Below are 15787 nucleotides of genomic sequence, written 5' to 3' on the forward strand. Positions count from 1 at the left end.
GAACCCGCGAGCTGGGCGCCGCACACGTCGAGGGTCTGGCCGGCGTCGCGCTGTGCCTGGGTCTCGCCGATACAGACAATGGCCGTCACCTTGGCGCGCCAGGCGGCCTGCGCCTTTTGCCGCACCACGGCATCGGTCTCGCCATGGTCGGCGCGGCGCTCGGAATGGCCGACGATGATGGCGGTCGCCCCCGCATCGGCCAGCATTTCGGCGGAGACGTCCCCGGTATGGGCGCCGGAGGCCTTGGGGTGACAATCCTGCGCGCCGACCGTCAGCACTCGGCTGCCTTCCTGGCCGAAATTGGCGGCCTTCATGGCGAACGGCGCCAGCAGCGTCAGCGGCGGACAGACCAGCAGATCGGCCCGGTCGATCACCTCGGGCGCGCCGCGCAGCATCGCCTCGAACTCGGTCATCGCGGCCTTGAGGCCGTTCATCTTCCAGTTTCCGGCAATCAGCGGCCGAACGGCGTCAGTCATGAGGAGATCCCGCGGTGAAAGGAGAGCTCTGGGCTAACAGAGGCCGCTGCGATGCTCAAGCTCGCCCCGCCCCGCGCAAACCGCGTTCGCGCTGGATTTCCTCGGCCGTGAATTCCGGCGCCGCGGGATCGAACTGGGTCCAGCCGGTTGCCGCCAGCGCCTCGCGGCGTTGGCCGATATCGACCGACGACGGATGCAGGATCTCTTCGAGGCGTTCCTTGTCGGCGGCATCGACCCGCGCGCTGACCAGGCTGCCACCGCGGCGGATGCTTTCGGCGAACACTTCGGCATCGTTCACGGCAACGCCGGCTTCGGCCAGCATCCCGATCACGCCGCCGGCGGCGCCCACCGCGACCGCCCCCGCGGCCACCGCCGCCAACCATCCGGCCGCCACCACCGGGCCGAGGCCGGGTATCGCCAGCAGGCCCAAGCCGGCAAGCAGGCCACCGAATCCGCCAAAACCGGCGCCGATCGCCGCACCCTTGCCGGCGCCGGCGGCAAAGTCGGGCGCGTACCACTTGTCGGCATTATTGGCGATCAGGCTGATGTCATCGGGTGCCACGCCGGCCTCCTTGAGACCGAGGACGGCGCGCTGTGCGTCGGAACAATGGTCGAACAGCCGCGAGATGGTCACCTTGCTCATGGCGTCATTCCTTGCCAGCCGTGACGTGGCCCTTGTAATCGACGCTGACATGCACCCGGGCATTGCCCTTCCTGGCGGTCCCCTGCCAGATCCCCTGCCGGTCGTTCACCAGCGGCGAGACCTCGGCATAGCCCTGCGATTCGATCCGGCTGCGCGCCTGGCTTTCGGAGAAACTGTTGGCGCCGGGCATCGGCGGCATGCCGGCCTTCGGCTGAACGGCGCCGGGGTTTTCCGTGCCCGAATTCCGCTGCGCGAGCGCCGGGCTCAGCGCCAGCCAGAATCCCAATAAGGCAGCCCCTGATCGCAATTCGATCCGCATCTGCGTTCCCCGGTGGACCGGAACGGCCCGATTCAACAAAGCGGTAGGCCTCCCCAAGTTCCATCGCAAGGCCAATCGCCGGGATCGGCCTTTACCGCTTCAATCCGCCCCGCCGCTGCCGGTTGCGACGCGGCTTCTGCCACTTTATGGTGCGCCTCCCATCCGGCGACGCCCTTCTGCGAGTTTCGCGGCAGGTGCGAGCCGGTGCCCCTCCTGACAGATAGATTGATCCCATGCTTCGCGGAATGCGCAACGCCTCGAAAAACTGGCTCGGCAAGACCGTCATGACCGTGGTCATGGTCGTGCTGATCGGCAGCTTCGCGATCTGGGGCATCGCCGACATCTTCAAGGGCTACGGAAAATCGACGCTGGCGCGGATCGGCAGCACCGAAATCTCCACCGAGCAGTTCCGCCAGCTCTTCAATGACAAACTGCAGCAGATCGGCCGCCAGTTCGGCCGGCCGCTGACCTCCGACCAGGCCCGCGCCTTCGGCGTCGATCGCCAGGTGCTGCAGCAGGTGATCGCCGAAGCCGCTCTCGACGAGGACGCCCGCCGCAAGGGCCTTGGCGTCAGCGACGCCGAAGTGATGCGCCAGATCGTCAACGATCCGAATTTCAAAGGTTCCACCGGCACCTTCGACGCGCCGCGCTTCCAGCAGTTGATCCGGTCGCTGGGTTATTCCGAGCAGCGCTACCTCGCCGAGCAGCGCAAGGTATCGCTGCGCCGCCAGATCGCGGGAACCGTCACCGCCGGCATCGAGCCGCCGAAGACCATGATCGAGGCGCTCAGCCGTTTCCAGAACGAGCAGCGCACCATCGACTTCGTGAAGCTCGAAGCCGCCCAGGCCGGCACCGTGGACGCGCCCTCGCCGGAGGCGCTGGCCACCTATTTCGAGGACCACAAGACCCAGTTCCGCGCCCCCGAATATCGCAAGATCGCCTTCGTCGCGATGACGCCGGAAGAGCTGGCGAAGTGGTCGGTGGTGACCGACGACGATGCCAAAAAGGTCTTCGAGGCACGCAAGGACAAGCTCTCGACGCCGGAGCAGCGCCAGATCTCGCAGATCGTATTCCCGACCGCGGAAGAAGCCGCGGCGGCCCGCGCCAGGCTCAACGCGACGTTCTCGTTCGACGACCTCGCCAAAGAGCGCAAGCTGTCGCCGTCCGACATCGATCTTGGCATGGTGACAAAAGCCGGCATCATCGATCCCTCGGTTGCCGACGCCGCGTTTTCGCTGGCGCCGGACGGCATCAGCCAGCCGGTCGCCGGCCGGTTCGGCGTCACCCTGGTCAAGGTCGGCAAGATCGAGCCCGGCACCCAGCCGAGCTATGACAGCGTCGCGGTTCAGTTGAAGCGCGATCTGGCCATCGAGCGCGCCCGCGCCGTGGTGTCCGACATGCACAACAAGATGGAAGACGAGCGCGGCGGCGGCGCCAACGTCATCGATGCCGCCAAGAAGCTCGGCCTGACCTCGGTGACCATCGACGCGGTCGATCGCGCCGGCCAGGGCCCCAACGGCAAGCCGGTCGGCGGCATTCCGGCCGGCGTGGACGTCGTCTCGCAGGCCTTCAACAGCGATGTCGGTGTCGACAACGACGCGCTGCAGGTTGGCGGCGGCTATGTCTGGTACGACGTGCTCGCCGTGACGCCGGCCCGCGACCGCACGCTGGACGAGGTCAAGGACCAGGCCATCGCGCGCTGGCGCAACGATCAGATCACCTCGCGGCTGCGGACCAAGGCCGACGAGATGGCGAAGAAGCTGAGCGGCGGCGCCAAGCTCGCCGACGAAGCCGCTGCGGCGGGGCTCAAGGTCGAGACCTCGGCGCCGTTCAAGCGCGACGCCAGCGTCCCCGGGCTTTCCGCCGGCGTGATCCAGTCGGTGTTCCGCGGCGCCAAGGAGGATGCCGGCCAGGCGCCGGGTGCCACGCCAGCCGAATGGATCGTGTACCGCATCACCGACATCATTGCGCCGCCGGTGGACATGGCCTCCGACGAGGTGAAGAAGCTGAAGGAGACGTTGCAGCGCGGCCAGACCGACGAACAGGTCGCGCAGTATGTCACCAGGCTGGAAAGCCAGATCGGCACCAGCATCAACGAAGAAGCCTTCGCCATCGCCACCGGCGCGGCGAGCAACAACAACTGATGAAGTGTAGGATGGGTGGAGCCGGAAGTCGCGCGACAGCGTGACTTCCGGCGAAACCCATCGGGCCGATCGTCTTGACGATGGGTTTCGCAACGGCTCAACCCATCCTAGAAGAGCTACAACGACGTCCCCGCATCACTCTGAAAGCATCTGATGGACAATCTCAGGGCAATCATCGCCAAGGTCGCCACCGGCGCCACGCTGACGCGGGAGGAATCTTCCGCCGCGTTCGACAGCATGATGTCAGGCGAAGCGACGCCGTCGCAGATGGGCGGGCTGTTGATGGCGCTGCGCGTCCGCGGCGAGACCGTCGATGAAATCACCGGCGCGGTCGCGGCGATGCGCAGCAAGATGCTGCGCGTCACGGCGCCTCCCGGCGCGGTCGACGTGGTCGGCACCGGCGGCGACGGATCCGGCTCGGTCAACGTCTCGACCTGCGCGTCCTTCATCGTGGCCGGGTGCGGCGTGCCCGTCGCCAAGCACGGCAACCGCGCCCTCTCGTCGCGCTCCGGCGCGGCCGATGTGCTGGCCGCGCTCGGCATCAAGATCGACATCACGCCCGACCAGGTCGGCCACTGCATCGCCGAGACCGGGATCGGTTTCATGTTCGCGCCGTCGCATCATCCGGCGATGAAGAACGTCGGCCCGACCCGCGTCGAACTCGCCACCCGCACCATCTTCAACCTGCTCGGCCCGCTGTCCAATCCGGCCGGAGTCAAGCATCAGATGGTCGGCGTGTTCTCACGGCAATGGGTGCTGCCGCTGGCGCAGGTGCTGCAGAACCTCGGCTCGGAGCACGCCTGGGTGGTGCACGGCTCCGACGGGCTCGACGAGATCACGCTGACCGGCCCGACATTCGTCGCCGAACTGAAGAACGGCGCGATCCGCAGTTTCGAAATCACGCCGGAAGACGTCGGCCTGCCCCGCGCCGGCCCCGACGCGCTGAAAGGCGGCGACGCCCAGGCCAATGCCATCGCGCTGCAGGCCGTGCTGGACGGCAAGCCCGGCGCATTTCGTGATGTGGCGCTGTTCAATGCCGCCGCAGCGCTGATTGTCGCCGGCCGCGTCAAGGATTTGAAGGAAGGCGTCGCGCTCGGCCAGCAATCGCTCGACAGCGGCGCGGCGCTGGAAAAGCTGAAGCGGCTGGTCGCCGTCTCGAACGCACCGAGCTGAGGACACGAGATGTCTGACATCCTGACGAAGATCGAAGCCTACAAGCGCGACGAGATCGCCGCTGCCAAGCGCGCGCATCCGCTGGCATCAGTCGAGGCGCTGGCCAAGACCGCATCGCCGCCGCGCGGCTTCATGACCGCGATCTACGACAAGCTCTCGGCCGGCGACTTCGCGCTGATCGCCGAGGTGAAGAAGGCGTCGCCGTCGAAGGGCCTGATCCGCGCCGACTTCGATCCGCCGTCGCTCGCCAAAGCCTATGAGGCCGGCGGCGCGGCGTGCCTGTCGGTGCTGACCGACACGCCGTCGTTTCAGGGACACGTCGATTTCATGGTGGCGGCGCGTGCGGCGACAAAGCTGCCGGTGCTGCGCAAGGATTTCATGTTCGACACCTATCAGGTGGTGGAAGCCCGCGCGCATGGCGCCGACTGCATCCTGATCATCATGGCGGCGCTCGATGACGCCACCGCCCGCGACCTCGAGGACGCCGCCATCGCCTGGGGCATGGACGTGTTGCTGGAGGTGCATGACCAGCCTGAATTGGAGCGCGCGTTAAATTTGCGCTCGCCGATGATCGGCATCAACAACCGCAACCTACGCACCTTCGAGACCACGCTCGCCACCAGCGAAACGTTGGCGCCGATGATCCCGAAGGATCGCCTGATGGTCGGCGAGAGCGGCATCTTTGCCGCCGAGGATCTCGCGCGCCTCGAGCGCGTCGGCATTTCCACGTTTCTGGTCGGCGAAAGCCTGATGCGGCAGAGCGATGTGACGGCGGCGACCAAGGCGTTGCTGAAGCGCGCGGCGTAAGCGACGGCGATCTTGCTTACCCTCCCCTTGAGGGGGAGGGTCGATCGCACAGCGATCGGGGTGGGGTGACAGGGCCAGCGAGAGATCGACGGCCGCGTACAACGCAACACCTTCACCCCACCCCGGAGCCAACGATGCTGCGCATCGTTCGCTCCGACCCTCCCCCTCCAGGGGAGGGTGGCCCGCGTGCACCGCGATCTTCGTGCGCAACATAACTAGGACTCTGAAAATGACCGGCAAGAAAAACAAGACCGCATCAAAAAAAGACGCCCCCGCCCTCACCCACATCGACGCCGCCGGCGAAGCGCGCATGGTCGATGTGTCGCAGAAGCCGGCCACCGAGCGCATTGCCGTGGCCGAGGGACTGGTCATCATGAGCAAGGCGACGCTGGAGCTGATCGTCTCCGGCAATGCCAAGAAGGGCGACGTGCTCGGCACCGCGCGGATTGCCGGCATCATGGCGGCGAAGCGTACCGCTGACCTCATTCCACTATGCCATCCGCTGGCGCTGTCGAAAGTCACGCTGGATATTGCGCCGGACAAGAAGCTGCCGGGCTGCCGGGTCCGCGCCTCGGTCAAGACGACCGGCCCGACCGGCGTCGAGATGGAAGCGCTGACTGCGGTTTCGGTGGCATGTCTTACGATCTACGACATGATCAAGGCCGTGGAGCGCGGCGTTCGCATCGAGGGCATCCACCTGATCGAGAAGAAGGGCGGCAAGTCCGGCCACTATCTGGTGACCGACAACGACGCGACGTAATCATCGAAGGCCGCCGGACGGGGCTCGGAGACGCCACGCCTGCAGTTCAACGGCACGGCGACAAAATCCGAACGTGCGGCGAAAGCGGCGGCAACGCTAGCTCCGCGAAATCCGCGCGTAGGCCAAGCTGGTGGAGACGCCGAGCAGCGCCCAGAACAGCAGGCTGGTCAGCGTCACCGCGACGATGAAGCTGTGCGACAGCGCGGCGGGCACCTCGCTATGGGATTCCGGCGCGACGGGCGCGCCGACCAGATGCGGCAGCGCGATCAGACCGAGGCCGAGAAGCGCGGCCCAGGCCTGCGGCCGGAACGCCAGCAGTCCGAGGCCAATGGCGGTGGCCGCCGCGGTGCCGATCCACCAGGTCTGGCGCAGCGTCAGATCGGCCACCGGCATGCCCGGCAATTCCGGCGGCAGGCCGAGGCCGGGAGCCGCGGTGAAAACCACGAAGCCGCCGAGCCCCCACGCCAGGCCTTCGCGCCAGCCGACCGGGCGGCCACGGATCGCATAGACGCCGGTGAGCAGCAGCGCGAAGCCGATCGCGGTCAGGATGTTGGCGCCGACGGTGAAGGCGTTGCGCTGCAAGCCGTCTTCCGGCTCCCACTCGACGGCGTGGCTGTGTGCGGCTGCATGATCATGGGAGGCAACGGCAGGCGCCGGCGTCGCCGCAGGCTTGGACGCCTCGACCTTGCGCTCAAAAACTTCGCTCTTCTGGATCAGTGGCACGGTGCCAACAAACTGCGCGGCCGAAATCACCGCGCCCACGATCAATCCAGCCAGCGCGGCGGAGAAAACGATCGATCTGAAAACCGGCATGGTTCAGTGGCAGGGAAACGCGTTGGCATGGCGGACATCGTGCGCGGCGTTGTGCACGGCGCTGATGTGCGAGAACCCGACCACGCCGACGATGAACAGGCCGAGCGCCATGGCCAGCACGGCTTGCATCACGGCGCTGGAATCGGCAGCGATGGCGGGCAGATGGGCGGTTTGGGTCTGTTGCATGGGAATCCTCGTCAGGCTGGCTGCATTTTAACCGAGAACCGCGGCCGGCGCGACTCCGATCTTGAGCTGCCGTCGCAGGTCTCGGCTGGTGAGATGAAAGTTCGCGCCCGCCGCGATTTTGGCGCGCAGCAGCTTGGCGCGGGCGGCGGCCTGGAAGGCGTCGCGGTGCGCGGCGAAGAAATCCTCGCACTGCTCTGGCCGCGGCATCGCCCGCAGCAACGTCCGGAAGGCGTGTCGGTGCACCAGGCAGAGGCCGTCGTGACCGTTCGGCCGGAACGCCAGCGCATCGACGTCATCGCGCCAGTGCGGGGATGGGCTATCCGGCATTCGCGCGTCGCCGCCGCATGATTTCGGCCAGCCCCCAGGCGACGCCAACGCCGGCCACCGCGCCGACGATCTTGGCGATGGCATCGAAGAAGCGCGGGTCGCGGTCGGCGCGGACGAACTGCAGCAGTTCGAGCGCGATGGCGCCGGCGATCAGTACGGCCAGCACCATCGGCAGCCGCCGCGGCAGTGCCAGGCCGAGCAACAGGCCAAGTACGGCGAAGGCAAACACGCGGTCCAGCGACGGATAGGAAAACAGATGCGGCCGCAGGCCGACCTGCGCCAGCGTCACGGCGGCGATGCCGGCAATGCAGATGCAGACCAGCGCGATGAGCAGTTTTTGAACCATGGCCGAACCTAGTCGATGATAGCCGCGATGCAACCGACGCGCCGGTTGAGGCGTGCGACAGGGTAAACGGAGCGACCCGGCACCGCTGCGCTTTTGCCTCGCCTGCCCCGCTGCGCTAGAACGGCGCCTGATTTGGCCGGTTCGCTGCGCGTTGTATCGCCGGCATGGAGAAGAAGTAGCATGGCCCTGATGCCGGTTGCCGATGCGCTGGCCGCGATTCTCGCCGGCGCCGATGCGCTGCCCGAGGAGCGGGTGGCGCTGGAGGCGGCGTATCATCGCGTGCTCGCGCGCGACGTCGCGGCGCTGCGCACGCAGCCGCCGCAACCGATGTCGGCGATGGACGGCTATGCGGTGCGTGCCGCCGATGCGGCCATGGACGCGCGCCTCCGGGTGATCGGCGAGATCGCTGCCGGGCGCCCGTTCGCGCGCGCGCTTGCCGCCGGCCAGGCGCTGCGGATCTTCACCGGGGGCGTCGTGCCCGACGGTGCCGATGCCGTGGTGATCCAGGAAGACGCGACGCGCGACGGCGACACCGTCACCATCAACGAAGCCGCCAGCCCGGGAAAACACATCCGGCCGGCCGGCGTCGATTTCAACGCTGGCGACGTGCTGCTGCGCGCGGGCTCACGGCTAACCGACCGCGACCTGGCGCTCGCCGCCGGCATGAACCATCCGGAATTGCCGGTCCGCCGCCGCCCCGTCGTCGCGGTGCTCGCCACCGGCGACGAGCTGGTGATGCCGGGCGCGGTCCCCGGCCCCGGCCAGATCGTGCTCTCCAACGGCTTTGCGCTGCGCACGCTGGCACGTGCCGAAGGCGCCGACGTGATCGATCTCGGCATCGCCCGGGACACCGTTGAATCGACCAATGACGGCATCCAGCGCGCCATCGCGGCCGGCGCTGATATTCTGATCACCACCGGCGGCGCGTCGGTCGGCGATCATGATCTGGTCAAGCCATCGCTGGAGGCAGCCGGCGTCGAGATGGCGTTCTGGCGGATCGCGATGCGGCCGGGCAAGCCGATGATGCATGGCCGGCGCGGCGCGATGCGTGTGATCGGCCTGCCCGGCAATCCGGTGTCGTCCTATGTCTGCGCCTTCCTGTTCATGGTGCCGCTGATTCGCGCGCTGTCGGGACGCACGCATGTGAATCACATCATCGAATCGGCGGTGCTTGGCCGCGAGCTCGGCGCCAACGACCAGCGCGAGGATTATTTGCGCGCCGTGCTGACGCGCCGCGACGATGGCGCTTTGATAGCCACCGCGGTGACCCGGCAGGATAGTTCGCTGTTGGGGAATCTCGCTGCCGCACAGGGACTTCTGATCCGCAGGCCGTTCGCGGCGGCGGCACCGGCAGGCTCCGCCTGCGAGATTATGCGACTGCCGACTTAAGCGCTTGCGGTTTTGTTGACGGGAAATTAAGCGTTGCGGAACACATATGGAACATATAGTGTTCGTTCATGATTTGTTTCGAGGCTTCGCGGCCTTCTGCCCTTGAAGCCTGACTTAAAACCCAACACGACGATGCGGCGGCACAACCCGTCAACGAAGGATGGACCCAGATGCTCACGCGCAAACAGTATGAACTTCTGAAATTCATCGATCAGCGGCTCAAGGAAGCCGGCGTGCCGCCGTCGTTCGACGAGATGAAGGACGCGCTCGATTTGCGCTCCAAGTCCGGCATCCACCGTCTGATCACCGCGCTGGAAGAGCGCGGCTTCATCCGCCGGCTGCCCAACCGCGCGCGCGCCATCGAAGTCATCAAGCTGCCTGAACTCGGCGTCAGCACCGCGGCCCCCGCCGCCGGCCGTCGCGGCTTCACGCCGAGCGTGATCGAAGGCACCCTGGGCAAGGTCCGCCCGATGAGCGGCAATGGCAACGGCAGCGGCGATATCGAGGACGACAGCCGCCGTTCGGTGGCGGTCCCGGTGATGGGCCGCATCGCGGCGGGCACCCCGATCGAGGCGCTGCAGACCCGCAGCCACACCATCAACGTGCCGCCGGACATGCTGGGCTCCGGCGAACATTACGCGCTCGAAGTGCGCGGCGATTCGATGCAGGACGCCGGCATCCTCGACGGCGACATGGCGCTGATCCAGAAGAACGAGAGCGCCGATACCGGCGACATCGTGGTGGCCCTGATCGACGAGGAGGAAGCCACGCTGAAGCGCTTCCGCCGTCGCGGCGCCTCAATCGCGCTGGAGCCCGCCAACGACGCCTACGAGGTCCGCATCCTGCCGCCGAACCGGGTGCGCATCCAGGGCAAGCTGGTCGGGCTGTACCGCCGGTATTGAGGTCTCAAGCTCTCCCGCTCTGCTGCGGGGAGAGGGAAGTGAAGCAAGATCGCTCACTGTTCTTCTGCCTGCACGTCAGCCTCGGCCGGCGTCGCATCTACCGGCCGGCTCGTGGCGGGTCGGTCGCCGGTTTCCGGCTCGGGCGCATCCGGCACCGCCGGTGACCACGGCCGGTCGATGCCATCCGGCCGCACCGCCTCCGCGACCCACCTGCCACGATCATATCGCAAGACCGTCGCGCCGTTTTTCTGCAGCGTCGCGGAGTTGAGCACCAGCGCCGCGCAATCGTTCGGCGGCTGTTTGGCGGTGACGATGATCGCCGCCTGCGCGCAGTCATCCGCGAACCCATCGGCCTGCAGCGTCAGCGCCACCAGCGCGCCGTCGGCAAGGGCCGTGACGCAGCCTGCGGCATCGCAGGCCACGCCGTCCGACAGCGACGCATCGTTCGGCAGCCGCGCATCGGCATCCCCTGCGAGCCATTCCTTCAGCAAAAATGAATCCCTGGCGCCGCGCATCAGGTGCAGCCGCCCGTCTCTGCCGCGCACCGCGACGCTGTGGCCATCGCCGGATATCAGCACATCCGGCTGCCGCACCATGAGCGCCCAGGCGATCGACAGCGCCAGCACGCCGGCGCCGGCGAACCGCAGAGGCGTGCGCAGCAGCCCGAGCATGACGATGCCGGCCGTGGCCGCCATCAAGGGCCCGCTGCCGAACGCCGCCATCCGCCCGATGGCGCCCGGCAGCGCCGCCACCCACTGCGTCACCACGATCATCCACTGGATGCCGAGGTCCATCAGCCGCCAGAACACGCCATCGAAACCGAACGGCATCGCGGCCAACCCCAGCAGTCCCGCCGGCATCACCAGCGCGGATACCACCGGCATCGCCAGCAGATTGGCGAGCACGCCGTAGGGCGTGACGCGGTGGAAGTGGAACGCCGCGTAAGGCGTCGTCGCCAGCCCCGCGACCAGCGAGGCCAGCGTCAGCATCGCGATCTCGCGGCCGCCCCACAGCGCCGCGCGCGCCGTGGCGGAATGGTCGGCCGAAGCCAGCAGGATCGGCATGCCGCCCTGCACCAGTGCGACAAGACCCAGCGTGGCCGCAAACGACATCTGGAAGCTCGGATGCACCAGGGCTTCCGGCGCCACCACCAGCACGAGCATCGCCGCCACCGCCAGCGTGCGAAACGTGATCGCGCGGCGGTCCACCATCACCGCGGTCAGCACCACCGCCGTCATAAAAAACGAGCGCTGCGTCGCCACCTCCGCGCCCGACAGCAACAAATAGAACAGCGCCGCCAGCAGCGCGGCGCCGGCCGACCACTTCTTGATCGGAAATGTCACGGTGAGCACGGGGATCAGCGCCAACAACGCGCGCACCGCAAAGAACACCACGCCGGCGACCACTGCCATGTGATAGCCGGAGATCGACAGCACGTGGCCGAGCCCGGAGATGAACATGGCGTCGTTGACCTCAGGCGAGATCGCGTCGCGACGCCCGGTCAAGAGCGCGGTGGCGATGGCGCGGGCGTCGCCCGACAGCGTGGTGCGGATCCGCGCGTCGATGGCGTCGCGAAGGCCTTGCATAATGGCGGCATAGCGCAGCCGGAGACCGGGCTCGGTCGGCGGATCGACCGCTTTGATGCCGCCGGTGACGAAGCCGGAGGCGCCGATGCCCTGGAAATACAAGTCGCGGCCAAAGTCGTAGCTGCCCGGCCGCAGCGGCGACAGCGGCGGCTGCAGCCGCGCCTTCAACTCGACAAAGCTGCCGACTTTCGGCGCGGTGCCCTTCTTCACCGACAGCCGGACGCGTTCGAGTTTGATCGACGCGCGAGGACTGTCCATCGTCGCGACCCGCAGCACGAAACGATCGGTGCGCTCGCGCTCCTCATGGGTCTCGACAAAGCCCGTGAGCGCAACGCCGTACATCGGCCGCGCTAGCACGCCGTGCGCAATCCGCGCGGTCTTCAGCGACACCACCGCGAAGCCGGACGCCATCGCGGCGATCATCACGAGCCACGGAAACCAGCTCTGCCGTCGCGCCAGCAACGCGGTGATACACAACGCGGCCGCGGTGGATGCTGCGACCCACGCCACCGGCTCATGCTCCGCGGCAAAATACAACGCGATGCCGCTGCCGAAAGCGACCGGCACCCAGGGCAGTAAGCGTCCGGGCCCGGTCTCGGCACGCACCCACGCCTGCAAGGTGGCAATGAAGGAAGGCCACAAGCCCAGGCCGGGCCGCGCCACGCCGATCGCCGGCGCCGCCTGCGGCGGCCAGGTGCCGGCATGCACGCGCGGTCGGTTGTTGCGTCCCCCGTTCGCCATCGCGCTGCTCGTCGCCCGGCTTTCCCCGACGCGATGCTAGCGGATGGGAATACCGGGCGACTACGGGAACGGATGGGGAATGTGGAGCGCTCCATCCTCTCCACGTCGTCCCCGCGAAAGCGGGGACCCATACGCCGTGCAGGCGTAGGGCAGTCAAGCGGAGAGACCGCGCCTCAGATTGAAAGGTCGGAGGCTATGGGTCCCCGCTTTCGCGGGGACGACGGCGGAGAGACCTCACGTCGCCTTGGCGTAGCTGTCGCGCAGCCCTACCGTGCGGTTGAACACGATTTTGCCCGGCGCGGAGTCGCGGTCGCGGCAGAAGTAGCCCTGCCGCTCGAACTGCACCGCGGCGTCGGAATTGTCACCAGCCAGCGCCGGCTCGACCATGGCGCCGGTCAGCGTCTCCAGCGAGTCCGGATTGATCTGCGACGCGAAGTTCGCGGCGTCGGGCTGCGGCGCGGTGAACAGCAGGTTGTAGATCCGCACTTCCGCCGGCACGGCCTGCGCCGCGGCAACCCAGTGGATCGTCGCCTTGACCTTGCGTCCATCCGGCGCGTTGCCGCCGCGGGTTTCCGGATCGTAGATGCAACGCAGTTCGGTGACTTCGCCGGCGGCGTTCTTGATCACCTCGCGGCAGGTGATGAAGTAGCCGTAGCGCAGCCGCACCTCGCGGCCCGGCGCCATCCGGAAGAATTTCTTCGGCGGCTCTTCCATGAAGTCGTCGTGCTCGATGTAGAGCTCGCGGCCGAACGGAATTTTTCGCGAACCCAGCGACTCGTCCTCGGGATGGTTGACGGCGTCGAGCTGCTCGACCTGGCCTTCGGGATAGTTCGTGATCACGACCTTCAACGGCTTCAGCACCGCCATGCGGCGCTGCGCGGTGCGGTTCAGGGTCTCGCGCACCGCGAAGTCAAACATGTCGATGCCGACGGTGCTATTGGCTTTCGCCACGCCGATGCGCTTGATGAATTCCCGCAACGCCGCCGCCGGCACGCCGCGACGCTGCAGACCGGCCAGCGTCGGCATCCGCGGATCGTCCCAGCCGTTGACGTGACCGCCGCGCACCAGCTCGGTGAGCACGCGCTTCGACAGCAGCGTGTAGGTCATGTTGAGGCGCGCAAACTCGTACTGGTGCGGCCTCGACGGCACCGGCAGGTTCTCCAGGCACCAGTCGTACAAAGGCCGGTGATCCTCGAATTCCAGCGTGCAGATCGAATGCGTGACGTGCTCGATAGCGTCCGACTGGCCATGGGCAAAGTCGTAGCTGGGATAGATGCTCCAAGCCGTCCCGGTGCGCGGGTGATGCGCATGCAGGATGCGGTAGATCACGGGGTCGCGCAAGTTGATGTTGCCCGATGCCATGTCGATCTTGGCGCGCAGCACGCGCGCGCCGTTGGGAAATTCGCCGGCGCGCATCCGCGCGAACAGGTCGAGATTTTCCTCCACGGAACGCTCGCGGAACGGGCTGTTCTGGCCGGGCTCGGTCAACGTGCCGCGCTTGACGCGGATCTCCTCCTGCGACTGGTCATCGACATAGGCTTTGCCGGCGCGGATCAGCTCCTGCGCCCAGGCATAAAGCTGTTCGAAATAGTCCGAGGCGTAATGCAGGTTCGAGCCCCAGTCGAAGCCGAGCCAGCGCACGTCGCGCTGGATCGCGTCGATATATTCCTGCTCTTCTTTCGTCGGGTTGGTGTCGTCAAAGCGCAGGTTGCAGATACCGCCGAACTCCTCGGCGATCCCGAAGTTCAGGCAGATCGACTTGGCGTGGCCGAGATGCAGGTAGCCGTTGGGCTCCGGCGGAAACCGCGTCACCACGCGCTTGTGCGCGCCGGAGGCCAGATCCGCTGCCACGATGTCGCGGATAAAGTCGCGGCCTGCCTCTGCGGCGGTGCCGGCGGTCGATTCGTCTGTCATGGGGTGCCTTTCAAGCTGCGCCCTATGTGCCAAATCCCGGCGGCCGCGCCAAGGGCCGGAACAGCGGTCTGGAACCGGCCCCTCGTACTGGCTGGTAATTGGAGGACAGCGTGACAACCTTATGATAAACGCCCGCCAACCGTCTCCAGCATCGATCGAAGCCATTTAATGACCGCACCCATCGTCACCCGTTTCGCGCCCTCCCCGACCGGATTCCTGCATATCGGCGGCGCCCGCACCGCTTTGTTCAACTGGCTGTACGCCCGCGGCCGTGGCGGCAAGATGCTGCTGCGGATCGAGGACACCGATCGCGAACGCTCCACCGAACCGGCCATCGGCGCCATCCTGGAGGGGCTGAAGTGGCTCGGCATCGAGTGGGACGGCGACACCGTCTACCAGTTCGCCCGCGCCGGCCGGCACCGTGAAGTCGCCGAGCAGTTGCTGGCCGAGGGCAAGGCCTATTACTGCTACGCCTCGGCCGACGAGTTAAAGGAGATGCGCGAGAAGGCCCGCGCCGAGGGCAAATCGAAACTCTATGACGGCCGCTGGCGCGACCGCGCCGCGTCCGAGGCACCGGAAAGCGTCAAACCGACCATCCGCCTCAAGGCGCCGCTGGACGGCGAGACGGTCATCGACGACCAGGTGCAGGGCCGCGTCACCTGGAAGAACGAGAACCTCGACGACCTCGTGCTGCTGCGCGGCGACGGTAACCCGACCTACATGCTGGCGGTGGTGGTCGACGACCATGACATGGGCGTGACCCATGTCATTCGCGGCGACGACCACCTGATCAACGCCGCTCGCCAGAAGCAGATCTACGAGGCGCTCGGCTGGACCATCCCCAGCATGTCGCACATCCCGCTGATCCACGGCCCCGACGGCTCGAAACTGTCGAAGCGCCACGGCGCGCTCGGCGTCGATGCCTACCGCGCCATGGGCTATGTACCGGAGGCGCTGCGCAATTACCTGGTGCGGCTCGGCTGGAGCCACGGCGACCAGGAAATCTTCTCGACCGAGGAGATGATCCGGGATTTCGACCTGCCGGCCATCGGACGTTCGGCGGCGCGGTTCGATTTCGCCAAGCTGGAAAACCTCAACGGTCACTACATCCGCCACGCCGACGATCAATCTCTTGTGACGATGTTCGAGGACGTGCTGGATTACGTTCCCAACGGCGGCGACGTGAAGGCCAAGCTCACCGACGCCAGCCGGGCCCAGTTGCTGCAGGCGATGCCGCAGCTGAAGGAGCGCGCCAAGACTT

At 67.0% G+C, this 15787-nt stretch carries 16 protein-coding genes; 7 read left to right on the forward strand and 9 right to left on the reverse strand.

All coding sequences use genetic code 11. From position 1 onward, the window contains the following. The 3 genes from JWR89_RS06020 to JWR89_RS06030 form a co-directional block, all read right to left on the reverse strand. The coding region (locus tag JWR89_RS06020; protein ID WP_299713027.1) for a triose-phosphate isomerase at positions 1-476 on the reverse strand (476 nt) is incomplete at its 3' end. A gap of 55 nt (positions 477-531) precedes the next feature. Then, entirely contained in the window at positions 532-1119 is a 588-nt protein-coding gene (locus JWR89_RS06025) for a hypothetical protein (protein WP_299713030.1), read from the reverse strand. Between the two features lie 4 nt (positions 1120-1123). After that, positions 1124-1438: a PepSY domain-containing protein gene (locus tag JWR89_RS06030; protein ID WP_299713033.1), complete on the reverse strand. Its 315-nt coding sequence runs from the start codon at positions 1436-1438 to the stop codon at positions 1124-1126. A gap of 233 nt (positions 1439-1671) precedes the next feature. Between JWR89_RS06030 and JWR89_RS06035 the strand changes: the two genes are divergently transcribed. The 4 genes from JWR89_RS06035 to moaC all read left to right on the forward strand — a co-directional run bounded on the left by JWR89_RS06035 (position 1672) and on the right by moaC (position 6322). Next, positions 1672-3582 (forward strand): peptidylprolyl isomerase, encoded by a 1911-nt coding sequence (locus tag JWR89_RS06035; protein ID WP_299713036.1) that lies wholly within the window; start codon positions 1672-1674, stop codon positions 3580-3582. A gap of 153 nt (positions 3583-3735) precedes the next feature. Further along, positions 3736-4755 (forward strand): anthranilate phosphoribosyltransferase, encoded by a 1020-nt coding sequence (trpD, locus tag JWR89_RS06040; protein ID WP_299713039.1) that lies wholly within the window; start codon positions 3736-3738, stop codon positions 4753-4755. 9 nt (positions 4756-4764) lie between these two features. After that, entirely contained in the window at positions 4765-5562 is a 798-nt protein-coding gene (trpC, locus tag JWR89_RS06045; RefSeq protein WP_299713042.1) for an indole-3-glycerol phosphate synthase TrpC, read from the forward strand. A gap of 229 nt (positions 5563-5791) precedes the next feature. Continuing rightward, on the forward strand, positions 5792-6322 hold the full coding sequence (moaC, locus tag JWR89_RS06050; RefSeq protein WP_299713045.1) for a cyclic pyranopterin monophosphate synthase MoaC: 531 nt from the start codon (positions 5792-5794) through the stop codon (positions 6320-6322). Positions 6323-6418: 96 nt separating this feature from the next. Here moaC and JWR89_RS06055 read toward each other — a convergent pair whose 3' ends face one another. Genes JWR89_RS06055 through JWR89_RS06070 form a run of 4 tightly spaced genes read right to left on the reverse strand, consistent with a single transcriptional unit; the run spans position 6419 to position 7994 of the window. Beyond that, on the reverse strand, positions 6419-7135 hold the full coding sequence (locus JWR89_RS06055) for a CbtA family protein (protein WP_299713048.1): 717 nt from the start codon (positions 7133-7135) through the stop codon (positions 6419-6421). Between the two features lie 3 nt (positions 7136-7138). Beyond that, entirely contained in the window at positions 7139-7321 is a 183-nt protein-coding gene (locus tag JWR89_RS06060) for a CbtB domain-containing protein (protein ID WP_299713051.1), read from the reverse strand. 27 nt (positions 7322-7348) lie between these two features. Then, entirely contained in the window at positions 7349-7648 is a 300-nt protein-coding gene (locus JWR89_RS06065; RefSeq protein ID WP_299713054.1) for a hypothetical protein, read from the reverse strand. After that, the gene (locus JWR89_RS06070) at positions 7638-7994 is read right to left on the reverse strand and encodes a VanZ family protein (protein WP_299713057.1); all 357 of its coding nucleotides are present in this window, start codon (positions 7992-7994) and stop codon (positions 7638-7640) included. The genes JWR89_RS06065 and JWR89_RS06070 overlap by 11 nt, the downstream gene beginning before the upstream one ends. Positions 7995-8174: 180 nt before the next feature. Between JWR89_RS06070 and glp the strand changes: the two genes are divergently transcribed. Both glp and lexA read left to right on the forward strand, forming a co-directional pair. Next, positions 8175-9383, forward strand: a complete 1209-nt coding sequence (glp, locus tag JWR89_RS06075; protein ID WP_299713060.1) for a gephyrin-like molybdotransferase Glp — start codon at positions 8175-8177, stop codon at positions 9381-9383. A gap of 170 nt (positions 9384-9553) precedes the next feature. Then, complete coding sequence (gene lexA / locus JWR89_RS06080) at positions 9554-10285, forward strand: transcriptional repressor LexA (protein WP_299713063.1); 732 nt, start codon at positions 9554-9556, stop codon at positions 10283-10285. A 53-nt stretch (positions 10286-10338) separates the two neighbouring features. Here lexA and JWR89_RS06085 read toward each other — a convergent pair whose 3' ends face one another. Together JWR89_RS06085 and JWR89_RS06090 are read right to left on the reverse strand one after the other, a co-directional pair. Next, entirely contained in the window at positions 10339-12612 is a 2274-nt protein-coding gene (locus JWR89_RS06085; RefSeq protein ID WP_299713066.1) for a ComEC/Rec2 family competence protein, read from the reverse strand. Between the two features lie 234 nt (positions 12613-12846). Continuing rightward, positions 12847-14526: a glutamine--tRNA ligase/YqeY domain fusion protein gene (locus JWR89_RS06090; RefSeq protein ID WP_299713069.1), complete on the reverse strand. Its 1680-nt coding sequence runs from the start codon at positions 14524-14526 to the stop codon at positions 12847-12849. 168 nt (positions 14527-14694) lie between these two features. On the opposite strand from JWR89_RS06090, the gene gltX reads away from it, so the two are divergent. Then, the coding region (gene gltX, locus JWR89_RS06095; RefSeq protein ID WP_299713072.1) for a glutamate--tRNA ligase at positions 14695-15787 on the forward strand (1093 nt) is incomplete at its 3' end.

It is taken from the genome of Tardiphaga sp., from assembly GCF_028290785.1.
Classification (GTDB): domain Bacteria; phylum Pseudomonadota; class Alphaproteobacteria; order Rhizobiales; family Xanthobacteraceae; genus Tardiphaga.